Genomic DNA, 14,463 nt, shown 5'->3' on the forward strand with positions numbered 1-14,463 from the left:
AGGCGCCGGACACATATCCGGCGCCTCCCGTGCCAGCATCGATCAGGGCACGATGACCGTGCGAGAAACCGGCTCGGCGGCGGCCTGCCGGGCATAGATCCCCCGCTGCAGTGACACCAGCAGCGCGTTGCGCGTCTCCTCGGGACGGATGAGCTCGTCGAAGCCCATGTGTTCGGCCGAGTGGTACGACGCCTGCAGTTCCATGGCGCGCAGGGAAGCCGAGAGATCTTGCTCGGCGTGCGAGGCACTGCTCAGTGCGGCGGCGCTCATCGCACCCATGGTCGCGCCCGGGAACGCGAAGGTGGCCACCTGGCTGTCGAATCCGATCAGCGACATCACCATGGACCCGAAGCCGTACGCCTTGCGCAACGTCAGGTGCAGCTTCAGTGTCGTCGCAGCCGTCTGTGCGACGAACATCCGTGCGCCACTGCGTAATACGCCGTCCTGCTCGGATTCGCTGCCCGGGAGCATGCCCGGGTTGTCGGCGAGGAACACGATCGGCAGGTGGAACGAGTCCGCGACGGTGATGAAATGGGCGGCCTTGTCGGCGGCGGCGGCATCGATCGACCCGGCCAATACCTGCGGCTGATTGGCTACGACCGCGACCGGGTGACCGCCTAGGTGACCCAGCGCGCAGATGATCGCCTCGCCGAAGTCGGGCTGCACCTCGAACCAGTCGGGATTATCCAGAACTACATCGAGCACCGCACGCATGTCATAAGTACGACGATTGTCGCGGGAGATGATGCCGAGCAGTTCTGGCGTCGACCGCGGGTCCGCCGATTCGTCTAGAGCCACCGCGGGTGGATAAGACCATGCGCTCGACGGGAAATACGACAGGTAGCGGCGGATCGCATCGAGAACATCCTCGTCGGTCTCGGCGAGATTGTGGATCAGCCCGCTGGGCAGCGCGACATCTGGCCCGCCGAGATCCTCTTTCGAAATATCTTCCCCCGTCGACACTTTCACTACAGGCGGCCCGGCGGTGAAGATCGCGCCCTGCCTGCTCATGATCGCGAAATCGGCCACGGGGGCGATCAGCGCACCGTGTCCGGCCGAGGGGCCGAGCACCCCGGTGACCATCGGCACCCGGCCGGAGCATCGCGCCTGGGCCAGCAAATCGGTTGGCGTGCGCCCGTAATGGTCGCCGGTTGGCCGAAATCCCGCACCCTCCAACAGCATTATCAGCGGCACCTTATTGCGCAGCGCGAGTTCGGCCAACCGGTAGCGTTTGGAATTGCTGCCTGGCGCGATGCTGCCCGCCAGGGTCGTGAAGTCCTCGGCGCCTACCATCACGGGCGCGCCGTCGATCAGTCCAGAACCGGTCACGACCGCGTCGGCGGCCACGTCACCACCGACCAGAGTGCCGAATTCGTGGAAGGTGCCGGGATCGAGCAGCAACTCGATGCGGGCCCTGGCGTCGAGCTTGCCCTTGCCGCGATGTTTGGCGACCCGTTCGGGCCCGCCCATCGCCTGTGCGCGCGCACGACGGCGCCCGAGGTCTTCGAGGGTTTCGTCCCAGGTCTGGGCATTCGTCATCGCTACGTCCTAATCCACATTGATCGTTCGTCGATTCGAGTCTGGCGTTCCGGTCACATCAGCGAGTAGCGAATCGGAAGATGTTTGAGCCCGCCCACGAATGTGGTCGCACTGAGTTCGGGCACACCGTTCAGCTCGATCGAGGTCAATCGCGGCAGCAGTTCGGTGAGGAATTTATTGATCTCCATCCGGGCCAGTCCGGCGCCGAGGCAGAAGTGCACGCCGAATCCGAAGGCGACGTGCTTATTGGGCTCTCGCTCGATATCGAACCGGAACGGGTGGTCGAAGGCGTCCTCGTCACGATTGGCCGAAACATAGGACAGCAGTACCGATTCCCCGGCTGCGATGGGCACATCGTGGACCGTGGTGTCCTCGGCGGCGGTCCGCATGAATGCCTTGACCGGGGTGACCCAGCGGATGATCTCCTCGGTCGCCTGCGGCATGAGATCCAGATCGGCACGCAACCGTTCGCGCTGATCGGGATGTTCGATCAGGGCGCGCACACCACCGGAGATGCTGCTGCTGGTGGTGTCGTGTCCGGCCGTGGCGATGATGGCGTAGTAGGACATGGTGTCGACATCGGAGAGCGGCTCGCCGTCGATACGGGCATTGGCGATCGTGGATCCGAGGTCTCCGGTGGGATTCTCCCGCCAGGACGCGGTCAAATGCTGGAAGTACGCGAACATTTCCAGCAGCGAGTTCATCTTCTCGTCCGTCGGTGTGCTGCGCTGCAACTCGGCGTCGTCGTTGCCGACCAATTCCTGCGTGAGCTTCAGCATCCGGGGAAAATCTGCTTCGGGGACGCCGAGCAGCGACATGATCACATACAGCGGGAAATTCACCGCGACCTCCTGGACGAAGTCGCATTCCCTACCGGCATCGCGCATCTTGTCGACGTAGCGTTTCGCCAGTTGTTCGATCCGATCACCCAGTGCCTTCATGGCCTTCGGGCTGAACCAATCCGCGGCGATAGCGCGCACGATGCGGTGCTGCGGATCATCCATATGGATCAGCGTGCGAATACCGGCCGCCGCCTGCATGTCATCCGATTCGGCGGTCATCAGCACCGGCCGCGGCCAGTTCGTGAACAGCCGGTCGGCCCGCTCGATAGCCACGATGTCGGCATGTTTGGTGATCGCCCAGAACGGCTTGTACCCGGGCACATCGACCAGCGATACCGGAGCCTTCGCCCGCAGCGCGGTGAGCGCGCCGTGCAATCGCGCCTCATCGGCATAGGCGGTCGGGTCCGCGAGGACATTGGCGGCTTCGTCGACGATCGGCATGCTCATCAGCGGCACTTCCATTCCATCCGTCTTCATACGGGTCCGATCCGGCCGGCGCACCGCGTCCCAGATCGTTTGTATCGGCCAACAGCCTGATTTATAGTTACCCTTACTGTCAAGCATTCTATAACGCGCATCCGTGCAGCGGAACGGTGGTATTCATGGACTCCGGGCAACGCAAAATCGTGGTGGTAGGCGCCGGATCCGGGATCGGTGCCGCGACCGCCGCCCACTTCCACGACAACGGCGACCACGTGCTCGCGGTGGATCTGCGCCCCAACGAAACTCCAGCCGCACAGCACGAACAGTGCGACCTGCGCGACGCCGCCGCGATCACGGCGCTGCTGGACCGGATCGGTCCGGACTGGGATCTGCTGGCCTACGTCGCCGGCGTGCCCGGCACGGCACCCGCCGCGGATGTTCTGAAAGTGAACTATCTCGGCATGCGGCTGACGGTCGAGGGGATGCTGCCGCGGCTGCGGCAGGGCGGCGCGATCGTCACCGTCGCCTCGGTAGCGGCCCTCGGCTGGCAACAGCGCCTGGACGAGTTGGCCGGATTGCTTGCCGCGACCGACGCCGAAACCGTCGAGCGCTGGCAGCAGAGCCAGGATCCGGCCTATCCGGTATACAGCACATCGAAGCAGGCCGCGATCATCTACGCGAAGCGGCTGGCGCCGACGGCATGGCAGAAATACGGAATCCGGGTGAACACCGTGAGCCCGGGACCGACCGAGACGCCGATCCTGGCCGACTTCGAGACGTCGATGGGCAAGGACGTCCTCGACACCGTCAAGGCGACGATCGGCAGGCATGCCACCGTGGACGACATCGTGCCCGTGATCGCCTTCCTCGGCTCACCGCAGGCGCGCTGGATCAACGGACAGGATATCCACGTAGACGGCGGATTCGTCGCGCCACTGGTCGCCGGGGCACCCATTCAGCTGTAGCCGACGACCTGCCGAAATAACGATCTCCGCCAGCCCGGCATCCTTTCGATACAGATATACTGTATATATTACAGTAGCTCATACCGACAAGGTGCCGACCGCTGTGACGACGTAGAGGTGAGCTGTGGATATCCCTGTTCGAGACCAATCGGCTGAAGAAACCCTCGACCTGCGTGACCCCTACCCGTTCTTCGCCGCCAAGCGGCGCGACGGTGGGGTCTTCCACGGAACGGTCATGGACTATTCCCGAACCCCGGAATCGCTGCGCCCTTCGGACAGCTATGCCGCCGTCTCCTACCCGGCGGTGAGCACCGCACTGCGCAACAGCCGGGTATTCAGTTCCAAGCTCTACGATTCCACCATCGGTGTGTTCATGGGCCCGACCATTCTGGCCATGGACGGCAAAAAGCATCGGGCACACCGGAATCTGGTCGCCACGGCTTTCAGGCCGCAATCACTGCTGCAGTGGGAACCGGAGATCGTCCGGCCGATCTGCAACGCGCTCATCGACGAGTTCGCCGAGCGCGGCAGCGCCGACCTCGTCAAGGAATTCACCTTCGAATTCCCCACCCGCGTCATCGCACGCCTGCTCGGACTCCCTGAGGAAGATCTGCCCTTCTTCCGCCAAGCGGCGGTGTCGATCATCAGCTACGCCAACAAGGTTCCGCAGGCGCTGCAGGCTTCCAACGAGTTGAAGGAGTACTTCCTCGGACATATCGAGCAGCGGCGGTCCACGCCGACCGACGACATCATCGGTGATCTAGTGACCGCCGAGGTCGACGGGGAAAAGCTGACCGAGGAGGCGATTTACTCGTTCCTGCGGCTGCTGCTGCCCGCCGGACTCGAAACCACGTATCGGTCGTCCGGAAATCTGCTGTACCTATTGCTCACGCACCCAGAACAATTCGAGGCGGTGCAGCGCAATCACGACCTGATCGCCCAGGCCGTCGAGGAAGGGCTGCGCTACGAAACGCCCCTCACCCTGGTGCAGCGGTACGTGACCGAGGACGCCGAACTGGAAGGCGTCACCATTCCGCAGGGCGCGGTGCTCGATCTGTGCCTGGGATCGGCCAACCGCGACGAAAGCCGCTGGGAGCGACCGGAGGAATTCGATATCTTCCGGTCCCACATTCCGCACATCAGCTTCACCGCGGGTGCGCACACTTGCCTCGGCCTGCACCTGGCCCGCATGGAGACTCGTGTCGCCATGGAAGCCATGCTGAACCGACTTACCGGATTCACCCTGCAATCCGAGGGCGATCCGCATATCTTCGGCCAGCCGTTCCGCTCGCCCAACACACTGCCGGTGACCTTCGATGTCATCGCCTGAGCCACAGCGGATTCGAAACCGCTTCGATCTGTCCGGCCGCGCAGCACTGGTCACCGGTGCCGGCGGCGGCATCGGCGCGGCCGTCGCGGCCGCACTGGCCGAGCAGGGCGCGGCGGTGCTGGTCACCGATCTCGACGCGACGGCAGCCGCGATCACGGCGGGGAAGATCGTCGCCGACGGCGGGCGGGCCACGAGTGCCGCACTGGACGTTCGCGATGCCGGGGCCGCCGACGCCGCTGCCACCGCTGCCGCTGAATTGGCCGGGGGCACATTGCATATCGTGGTCAACAACGCCGGGGTGACCGCACCGGCGATGTTCGGCAATACCACCGAGGAGTCGGTGCAGCTGTTGCTCGACATCCACGTGCTCGGTGCGTTCCGCTGCGCGAAGGCGGCGCTGGAATATCTGCCCACCGACGGCACCGGCCGCATCATCAACGTGACCTCGTCGGCCGGTCTGGCCGGGGCACTCGGACAGGTCAACTACTCGGCCGCGAAGTCCGCCATCGTCGGGCTGACCAAATCGCTTGCCCGCGAACTGGCGCGCAAGCAGATCACCGTCAATGCCCTTGCGCCCGCGGCGGCCACGTCCATGACGGCCAAGATCCGCACCGATCCGAAGTTCGCCGAACAGATGCTCAATCGCATTCCGATGCGGCGATGGGCCGAACCGGACGAGGTCGCGGGAGCCTTCGTATTTCTGGCCTCCGATGCCGCTTCCTACATCACCGGTCAGGTACTGCCGGTGGACGGTGGCCTGGTGATGTGATGACCGAACCGACCGCGGGTCCGCTCGCCGGAGTCACCGTCGTGGCCCTGGAGCAGGCCATCTCCGCACCGATGTGCACCCGCACGCTGGCCGATTTCGGAGCCAGGGTGATCAAGATCGAGAATCCGCGGGGCGGCGACTTCGCACGTGACTACGACGATGTGGTCAACGGCCTTGCCGCGCATTTCGTGTGGGTGAACCGCGGCAAGGAATCGGTGACGCTCAACCTCAAAGATCCGGAGGGACAAGCGGTTCTGCACCGGCTGCTGGAATCCGCCGATGTTTTCGTATCCAATCTGGCGCCGGGTGCGACGGCCGCACTCGGCCTGGCCGCGGACGATCTGGCGGTGCGTCATCCGCACCTGATCGCGATGGCGATCGACGGCTACGGCCCCGGCGGGCCACTTTCCCACAAAAGAGCCTATGACCTGCTGATTCAGGCCGAGTCAGGAGTCTGCGCGGTCACCGGATTCCCGGATGCCCCGGCCAAACCCGGTCCGCCGATCGCCGACGTGTGCTCGGGCCTGTACGCGGCACTGACGATCGTGGCGATCATCTGCGGCAGACGCGCACCCGGCGGAACCCCGACCAAACCCACTGCGGCGGCGGTGAGCCTGTTCGATACCGCCGCCGAACTAATGGGGTACGCGCTCAACTACACGCGGCACACCGGAATCGACCAACAGCCACTCGGCATGAGTTCCCCGGCGGTCGCCCCCTACGGCGCCTATCCGACCAGCGATGGCCGCACCGTGGTGCTCGGCACGACGAACGACCGAGAATGGCAGCGCCTGGCCCGCGACATCCTCGACCGGCCCGATCTCGCCGACGATCCGAGATTCACCACCAATACCGGACGGGTGCGACACCGCGGCGAACTCGATGCCACGATCGCGCAGTGGTGCGCACGCCACGACCTCGCGACCGTCCAGTCGTGCGCCGACACGGCCGGAATCGGGAACGCCCGCTACAACACCCCCACCGATGTCATCGCCCATCCGCACCTCGCGGCCCGCCGACGCTGGCGGCCGATCGAGACGCCCGGCGGTCCGGTACCCGCCCTCCTGCCGCCACCGGTCATCGCCGGATACCAACCGCCTATGGGGGCCATCCCCGCGTTGGGGCAGCACACCGAAACCGTCTTGGCCGCAGCTGGATTCAGCTCCGACGACATTGCCCGACTACGTGACCGGGGTGCCATCGGGCCCGGTGCCGACCAACCCGTCCGCTGATCCGGACATGAAAGGACGATCTTGTGGCCGATGAACCGGTATTGCTCATCGAGCAAGTGGGTGCGGTACTGACACTGACGTTGAATCGCCCGCACCGTAAGAATGCACTCACCCGCGAGGTGTGGGCGGGCCTGCGCGAGGAGTTCCGCCGGGTCGCGCACGGTCGTGAGGTTCGCGCCGTGGTCCTGACCGGGGCCGCGGGCACGTTCTGTTCGGGCGCCGATATTTCCGATACCGCGGGCATGGACGAGTTTCCCGATCCCAGTCGGGAGTTGCGCACCATCAACGAGGTCGTGCAGCAACTGCACGACCTACCGGTGCCCACCGTCGCGAAGGTGCGCGGGGTGGCGGCGGGCGCGGGGTGGAATCTCGCGCTCGGGTGCGATCTGGTGGTGGCGACGCCCGACGCGCGGTTCTGCCAGATCTTCAGTAGGCGGGCGCTGTCGCTGGATTGCGGGGGCTCCTGGCTCCTGCCCAAACTTGTCGGCATGCAGCAGGCCAAGCGCCTGGCATATCTGGCCGACATGATCGGCGCCGAGGAAGCACACTCACTCGGACTCGTGACGTGGATACAGCCCGACGAGGCTGTCGACAAGTTCGTCGATGAGCTGGCGGTACGGCTGGCCGCCGGGCCTCCGTTGGCACTCGCGCAGACCAAGGCGCTGTTGAACGACGGAACGGATCGGACGATGCGCGAGGCACTCGCCGACGAGGCGCGCGCCCAGACCATCAACTTGTCCGGCGCCGATGTGATCGAAGCATTCGCCGCGTTCGCCGAGAAACGCGAACCGGTCTTCACCGGGGCATGGGGCACAGGAGGTTAGCAGTGGCGAAAAGGGTCACCGTAGAGCGGCGGCAGCGACGCGAACGCGGCTCGCTGAATCCGGAGGACATCATCGATGGCGCCTTCGAACTCGCACAACAGGTTTCGATCGACGGTCTGAGCATGCCGCTGTTGGGTAAGCATCTCAATGTCGGGGTCACCAGTATCTACTGGTACTTCCGCAAGAAGGACGATCTGCTCAATGCGATGACCGACCGCGCGCTGCGGCTGTATGTATATGCCGTGCCCTACCCGTCCGTCGAAGCGCATAATTGGCGGGAGACGCTGGACAACCACGCACGCACCATGCGGCGCACCTTCCTGGCGAGCCCGATCCTGTGCGATCTGATCCTGGTCAGATCGGCGCTGAGTCAGCATGCCGGTCGGGTGGGTGCCGAGCAGGTGGAGCGGACAGTGGCCAGCCTGGTGGAAGCGGGTCTATCGGTCGAGCAGGCCTTCGACATCTACTCGGCGATCAATCTGCATATTCGCGGATCGGTTGTGCTGCAACGGCTCTACGACAAGAACCAGGAGCTGGAGGCGGAGGGTCGGGCATACTACGACAGCATTCTGGTCGAGCCCGAAACGACACCGCTGCTCGCCGAGGCCATGGCCAAGGGCCTGCGATCGGGTGCACCGGACGACCGGAATTTCGAATACGGTCTGTGCTGCATTCTCGATCACGCGAGCCGACTGATCCAGTTGAATGCGTCGGCGCACGCGAATTCCGGCGACGCCACAGCGGCCTCGTAGCACTATCCGATACAGTTCGTCGTCCCGGCTGGCATCCGGCTGCCGGGACGACGAGCAGCAATGCCTTTGACCTGCAGGAATGCCCAGCAGTCAGAGCGCGGGAGCAGCAAGTGCAGCAACGCGAAAGCGGCTTACCGCAAATATAACGGTAAGCCCATTTAGCAATAGCTTTCGGCTGTGCCCAATTCGGGATCGATCGGGCAGTCAAAGGCCCGGCGATGGCTTTTGTTCGGGGACTACTTCGCCGCAGAATAGTTCGGCCGTCCCAGCCCGAGAATGTATTGCGCGATCATATTGCGGAATACATCCAGCGTCCCTCCATAGATACCGATCAGCGACGCCCACCGGTAAAGGTATTCGGCCGCACCGTCGGCCACCGCTTCCCCGGCACCGGACGGTATCGCCGACCGCTCACCGAGGACGTCCATGAGGTCCGCGGCGATCTCCCGCATGGTCTGCGCGATGGCCACCCGCCCGAACAGACTCGGCGCGCTCAGCGCCGCCTCGATGCGGGCATGGGCCCGGCCGAGCCGATACGCGATCGATCGGTCGTCGAGCCCCCGTCGGCCGTCCGGCCCGGCCGTGGCGGCCACCGCTGTCACCCGGTCGGCGGCCACGGCCATCGTGGTGCCGAAGCCGCTCATGATCGCGATATCGGCCAGCCCGTCCGGGTCGGCACCACCGGCGCCGTGCTCGGCGGACAGCGGACCGTTGAGCACCCGCCAGCCGTCGTCGACCTCGCCGAGCCGGTATCGGTCCGGAACCCGAACATCCTGGTAGTAGGTGATATTGGTGCGTTCACCGTCAACGGTCCGCAGGCCCTGGATGTCGATGCCGGGCGAGTCCAGCGGCACCAGGAACATGGTCAGATTGCGATGTCTGCGCCCGTCCGGATCAGTATTGGTCAGCAGGAATACATACCGGCAGTTGTGCGCGCCGGAGGTGAACATCTTCTGCCCGTTGATAATCCAGTCGGTGCCCGCGCGCACCGCCCGCGTCGCACAGTTGGCGATATCGGATCCGCCCTCGGGTTCGGTGTAGCCCATGGCGAACCGGATCTCGCCGCGGTACACCCCCGGCAGCACCTCTTCGAGCAACTCCGGCGAGCCGAATTCGCGGACCGCGCGCAGGATCATCATGGTGGCACCCCAGGTCACCAGCGGCACCTCGGCCCTTCGCCGCTCGAGATCCCAGATCCTGCGCTGCACCGGCGTCAATCCCCCGTCCGCGGCGCTGTTCGCTTCGCGCTCGAGCCACCCTTGCGCACCCATGGCCAGATGCAGCTCCTCAACGAATCCGTCGCCGGATTCGTGCGCGCGGCGCAGCACGTCCTCGGTCACGGTGGCCGCGAGGAAATCCCGGGCCCGGTCCAGGAATTCCTGATCTTCGGTGGTCGGCTCGACCCTGGCGAAGTCCACTTCGGTTCCTTATCTCTGTCGCGATCAGCCCGCGGCGATCGCTTGTTCGCGCGCCCAGCGGTAGTCGGCCTTGCCCACCGGACTGCGCACGATCTCCGGGCGGAACACCACGACCTTCGGAAGCTTGTACCGCGCAATGGATTCCGCCGCATGGGCAATCAATTCCTCGGCAGCCGGCTCGGTCCCGTCGACCGGTGCGATGATCGCGACGACCTCCTGACCCCAGCGCTGGCTCGGGCGGCCGACCACCACGACGTCGGCGACGGCCGGATGCGACGAGATCGCCAGCTCGACCTCCTCCACGAAAATCTTCTCGCCCCCGGAATTGATCGTCACCGCATCGCGTCCCAGCAATTCGATGGAACCGTCCGCCAACAGTCGTGCCCGATCGCCCGGCAGCACGTACCGTGCGCCGTCGATGACCGGGAAGGTGACCGCGGACTTGGCGGCGTCGCCCTTGTACCCGAGCGGTGTGAAACGGCGTTGTGCGAGCCATCCGATACCGTCGTGTCCCGCCGCCAGCACCGAACCGAAATCTTCGGCCACCACACAGGTATCCGCACCCGGGATGAATGTGCCGGTCGATACCGATCCGGACGACGAGACGTGATTGAGCTGGGTTCCACCCTCCGAGGAACCGACCGCGTCCATCACGACCAGGCCGGGGATCGCGGCGATCCACTGCCGTTTGGCCGATGGGCTGAGCACAGCGCCACCACTGGCCAGCACCACCAGCGACGATACGTCCGCCGAACTCGACTCGATCGCGGCGAGCAGCGGTCGCGCCATCGCGTCGCCGACCACGACCAGTATCGCGACCCGCTCCCGCTCGATGGCGCGCACGATCTCGTCGGCATCGAGATGCTGCACGACCGAGGACAGCACGACGGTCTGCCCGGTCATCATCGCGGTAAGTACCGCCCACTGCGCGGCACCGTGAATCAGCGGCGGCAGCAGCATGAGCCGGACCCCGGGATTCGCGGCCGCCCGCGCGGCGACTTCGTCGTAGGACCCGATGAGCGAGCCACTGAACATATCCCGCCCGCCGCAGGCCGCCATGAAGATGTCGTGCTGACGCCACAGCACACCCTTGGGCATACCGGTGGTGCCGCCGGTGTAGAGCACGTAGAGATCGTCGGGAGAGGGCTGTACGGGCAGCGGATCCGGTGCGTTCGAGGCAATGACGGTCTCGTAATCGACTGCCCCATCCAGCAATTCGTTGCCCGACTCGTCGGCGATCTGGATCAGTACGCGCAGCGTGGGCAGGTCGGGCAGCACCTCGGCCAGTCGTGGCGCGAAGGCGGCGTGATAGACCAGCGCGGTCGCACCGGAATCGGCCAGCAGCTGCCGCAGTTCGTTCTCGACATATCGGTAGTTGACATTGAACGGTGCGACACGCGCCCGGAATGCGCCCATCATCGCCTCCACGTATTCGTGTCCGTTGTAGGCGTAGATGCCCAGCAGATCCTGTCCCACCTCGTGATCGGCGAGCGCTGACCGCTCGGTGTGGCAGCCCAGCCCCTGGGCGTACAGGTAGGTCGCCAATCGCTTGGACCGCTCGGCGATCTGGGCGTAGGTGTGGCGCCGATCGCCCTGGCGGATCAGTTCCCGATCCGGGATGGCGGCCGCGGCGGCATCGGCGGCCGCGGCGAGCGTGAATTGCGACGTCGACGGTTCGGATCTGGTCACGGAACGAGACAACGGTGGCTCCTCGGTCGTGTGCTGCGTGCGCATCTGAACGATCTAACTGTAAGTCATACAGTAGTCACTACAACAAGTGTTGGGAAGGATTTCGAGTTCGCTGCTCGGACTCATCGCCCGGAATTACGGGCGACTAGACGGCGCCGTGTACGCCGGTGTGCGGTGCGCAGCGCGATATCGATGACGCGGTGTATGAACCGCGGGAACGGCGGCGCGGCCAGCGCGGTTATGACGAACGGGAGATCGGTGCCGACCACAGTGCGGTAATGAGTGAAGGTGTCGAAGCCCGCCTTACCGCGATAAGCCCCCATACCGCTGGCCCCGACCCCGCCAAAGGGTGCGTCCTCCGGAAACATATTGAGCGCGAAATCATTACGGGAGACCCCGCCGCTGCGCGTGCTCCTGACGAAGGCGCGGAAGTCTCGCCCGCCCGGCCCGTACCAGTAGGCGACCAGCGGCGAGTGCCCCCCAGTCAGATGGTCTACGACATCGGCGAGCTTCGAATACGGTCGCAGGACGAGGACCGGTCCGAAGATTTCCTCGGTAGCGATCCGCATGTCGTCGGTGATGTCGCGGACAAGGGTCGGCGGGATCTTCCGCGTGCTCGGATCGGGCAGCGTCTCACCCGTCGGCACGATCTGCTCGACCCGTGCCCCTTGGGCGCGCGCCTCGTCTATGAGGGCGCGGATCCTGTCATAATTCGCCTGGTCGACACAGGCCGTGTAATCCTCGTTGGCGGTGACGGCCGGGAACATGTCGCGAAGACTCGCGCCGACGACATCGGCGAAGGCATCGATGCGGTCCTCGGGCACGAAGACGTAATCGGGACTCACGCAGACCTGCCCGCCGTTGACCATTCGCGCGCGAGCGATTCGCGCCGCCGCCCTGGTGATCTCGGCATTCGGTGCCACGACCACCGGATTCTTCCCGCCGAGCTCCAAGGTCACCGGGACCAGATTCACCGCGGCGGCCCGCTGAATCAGTCGGCCGACCCGGGTCGATCCGGTGAAAAACAAATGGTCGAAAGGTAATTCGGCGAAGGCGGCGCCCACCTCGGGACCGCCGGTCACCACCGCGAGCTCGGACGGATCGAAATACTTCGGTGCCAGCGATCGGGTCAGCTCCGCGGTATGCGCGGTGATCTCCGACATTTTGATCATGACCCGATTACCGGCGGCGAAGGCTGCCGCCGCGGGCACGACGACCAGTTGGAGCGGGAAGTTCCAGGGTCCGATGATGCCGACCACACCGAGTGGAGTGGGTTGCACCTGGGCACGGATCCCGTACAGGCGGGCCGTCGGCTTGGGGTTGCGTGGACGCATCCACTTGCCGATATGCGAGCGGGTGTGCTCGATGGTCGACAACATGCCCATGATCTCCGCGAACAGAATTCCCGTTCGGGAGCGGGTGCCGAAATCGCGAGCAAGCGCGTCGACATACGAGTCGAGATTGTCCAGAACCATAACGAGCAATCGGTCGATCCGGTGCCGCCGGACCGCGGCCGAGGGCGGCCCCTCCCGCAGATAGGCCTGCCGCTGCAGTTCCAGGATCGCGGCGGGCGCCGCCGATGCGGTGTCATCGACCGGCTGCTCGGTGGTTCCAGTGCTCATGCGTGATGTCTTTCCAGTGGGAACTCAGCGCAGATCGAGGGGCTATCGCATATCTGCGCCCGAAGGCCGACCCAGCTCGAACCCGTTATCCGCCGTCGCGTCCAAGCGCGCCGAGACGGAATAGTGGGCTATCCAGTAACACTAACTGTAACATCACTCACCAGTGCGGGGTACGCGAACAGTCGACTCGAGAACTGGGAATCGCATGCAGTCGTCACCGAGGAATTCATCGATCCGAAACCCGTCGCGGGCTGTGCGCACTGCTCGAATCCGGCTATCCCCCGCGGCCGGTCCCGCCGACGCCGCAACCTCACCCCGCTGCACCGCCCCGAGTACCGACCATTCCGACAGCAGGACAACAGCGACACCGATCTCGCGGCCGGCGCCGTAAGCGACAACGGGTCCGACAGTGTCACGCATACCGTTCTCACCGTAGATTTCGCCGCTCCCACAGACGAATTACACGGATAACCAGTGCGTCGTCGACTACTTGCAGCGATATACTGAATACCTTACAGTTGTTTGCGCAAGAGCGGTGGCGCTCGACGAAGAGCCTCGGTGCGCGGTCACGCCCGGGGCCGTTGCGCTAGGAGAGAGTATGAGCGACAACGAGGTCCCCGGTCTCACATCGCGAACCGTCGAGGCACTGCTCGGCGCGGGCGAGGTGCTGGCCCAGCAGGTGCGGACGAAGATCCCGCACAGCCCGCGGCCGGTATTCCTGCACTACATCGAGCAGACCTTCGACGCGTTGCGCACGAGGCTGTCGCGTGAACTCGACCCGCATCCGGACACGCCGGCACAGCAACTGTGCCTGTATCTGATGGTCGCGTACGCGGAGCGACGGACCGGATCGCTCGATGCCGATCTCATCCGGATCCACCGTGCGCTGCTGGCCGACGACGACGCTTTGGCCGAAGTCTGCCGCGTCGGCGGAGACCCCGGTCCGTCCTACGACTTCGTCGCACTCGGCGACGCACTGACCGGACGCGGAATGAGCGCGTTCTTCGCCCCGTTCGAACCGGACGACCTGGTCGCCTGACAGCACCCGCGAGAGGACG

The 14,463-nt window shown here is 65.0% G+C and carries 13 protein-coding genes; 7 read left to right on the plus strand and 6 right to left on the minus strand.

The annotated features are described in order from the left end of the window. Nucleotides 1-42: 42 nt before the first annotated feature. Both ACFYOW_RS31445 and ACFYOW_RS31450 read right to left on the minus strand, forming a co-directional pair. A complete protein-coding gene (locus ACFYOW_RS31445; protein WP_387293697.1) occupies nucleotides 43-1,539 on the minus strand; it encodes an acyl-CoA carboxylase subunit beta in 1,497 nt (498 codons plus the stop codon). Nucleotides 1,540-1,592: 53 nt separating this feature from the next. Then, complete coding sequence (locus ACFYOW_RS31450) at nucleotides 1,593-2,828, minus strand: cytochrome P450 (RefSeq protein ID WP_387293815.1); 1,236 nt, start codon at nucleotides 2,826-2,828, stop codon at nucleotides 1,593-1,595. 155 nt (nucleotides 2,829-2,983) lie between these two features. Here ACFYOW_RS31450 and ACFYOW_RS31455 point away from each other — a divergent pair, with 155 nt between their 5' ends. The 6 genes from ACFYOW_RS31455 (at nucleotide 2,984) to ACFYOW_RS31480 (ending at nucleotide 8,676) form a co-directional block, all read left to right on the plus strand. Further along, nucleotides 2,984-3,769, plus strand: a complete 786-nt coding sequence (locus tag ACFYOW_RS31455; protein ID WP_387293698.1) for a coniferyl-alcohol dehydrogenase — start codon at nucleotides 2,984-2,986, stop codon at nucleotides 3,767-3,769. A 124-nt stretch (nucleotides 3,770-3,893) separates the two neighbouring features. After that, complete coding sequence (locus ACFYOW_RS31460) at nucleotides 3,894-5,099, plus strand: cytochrome P450 (protein WP_387293699.1); 1,206 nt, start codon at nucleotides 3,894-3,896, stop codon at nucleotides 5,097-5,099. Further along, nucleotides 5,086-5,868 carry an SDR family NAD(P)-dependent oxidoreductase gene (locus tag ACFYOW_RS31465; RefSeq protein WP_387293700.1) on the plus strand — a complete coding sequence of 261 codons (783 nt, stop codon included), beginning with the start codon at nucleotides 5,086-5,088 and terminating at the stop codon, nucleotides 5,866-5,868. Before ACFYOW_RS31460 ends, ACFYOW_RS31465 begins: the two co-directional genes overlap by 14 nt. Then, a complete protein-coding gene (locus tag ACFYOW_RS31470) occupies nucleotides 5,868-7,100 on the plus strand; it encodes a CaiB/BaiF CoA transferase family protein (protein ID WP_387293701.1) in 1,233 nt (410 codons plus the stop codon). Before ACFYOW_RS31465 ends, ACFYOW_RS31470 begins: the two co-directional genes overlap by 1 nt. Nucleotides 7,101-7,123: 23 nt before the next feature. Next, the gene (locus ACFYOW_RS31475) at nucleotides 7,124-7,924 is read left to right on the plus strand and encodes an enoyl-CoA hydratase/isomerase family protein (protein WP_387293702.1); all 801 of its coding nucleotides are present in this window, start codon (nucleotides 7,124-7,126) and stop codon (nucleotides 7,922-7,924) included. Between the two features lie 2 nt (nucleotides 7,925-7,926). Next, nucleotides 7,927-8,676: a TetR/AcrR family transcriptional regulator C-terminal domain-containing protein gene (locus ACFYOW_RS31480; protein ID WP_387293703.1), complete on the plus strand. Its 750-nt coding sequence runs from the start codon at nucleotides 7,927-7,929 to the stop codon at nucleotides 8,674-8,676. Nucleotides 8,677-8,912: 236 nt separating this feature from the next. Here ACFYOW_RS31480 and ACFYOW_RS31485 read toward each other — a convergent pair whose 3' ends face one another. From ACFYOW_RS31485 to ACFYOW_RS31500, 4 genes are all read right to left on the minus strand, one after another. After that, nucleotides 8,913-10,094 carry an acyl-CoA dehydrogenase family protein gene (locus tag ACFYOW_RS31485; protein ID WP_387293704.1) on the minus strand — a complete coding sequence of 394 codons (1,182 nt, stop codon included), beginning with the start codon at nucleotides 10,092-10,094 and terminating at the stop codon, nucleotides 8,913-8,915. Nucleotides 10,095-10,118: 24 nt separating this feature from the next. Further along, nucleotides 10,119-11,783, minus strand: a complete 1,665-nt coding sequence (locus ACFYOW_RS31490) for an acyl-CoA synthetase (RefSeq protein ID WP_387293705.1) — start codon at nucleotides 11,781-11,783, stop codon at nucleotides 10,119-10,121. Between the two features lie 122 nt (nucleotides 11,784-11,905). After that, complete coding sequence (locus tag ACFYOW_RS31495; RefSeq protein WP_387293706.1) at nucleotides 11,906-13,405, minus strand: aldehyde dehydrogenase family protein; 1,500 nt, start codon at nucleotides 13,403-13,405, stop codon at nucleotides 11,906-11,908. 153 nt (nucleotides 13,406-13,558) lie between these two features. Beyond that, nucleotides 13,559-13,825 (minus strand): hypothetical protein, encoded by a 267-nt coding sequence (locus tag ACFYOW_RS31500; RefSeq protein ID WP_387293707.1) that lies wholly within the window; start codon nucleotides 13,823-13,825, stop codon nucleotides 13,559-13,561. Nucleotides 13,826-14,003: 178 nt separating this feature from the next. Between ACFYOW_RS31500 and ACFYOW_RS31505 the strand changes: the two genes are divergently transcribed. Further along, nucleotides 14,004-14,444, plus strand: a complete 441-nt coding sequence (locus tag ACFYOW_RS31505; RefSeq protein WP_387293708.1) for a hypothetical protein — start codon at nucleotides 14,004-14,006, stop codon at nucleotides 14,442-14,444. Nucleotides 14,445-14,463 lie beyond the last annotated feature (19 nt).

Source organism: Nocardia sp. NPDC006982, from assembly GCF_042869435.1.
GTDB lineage: Bacteria > Actinomycetota > Actinomycetes > Mycobacteriales > Mycobacteriaceae > Nocardia.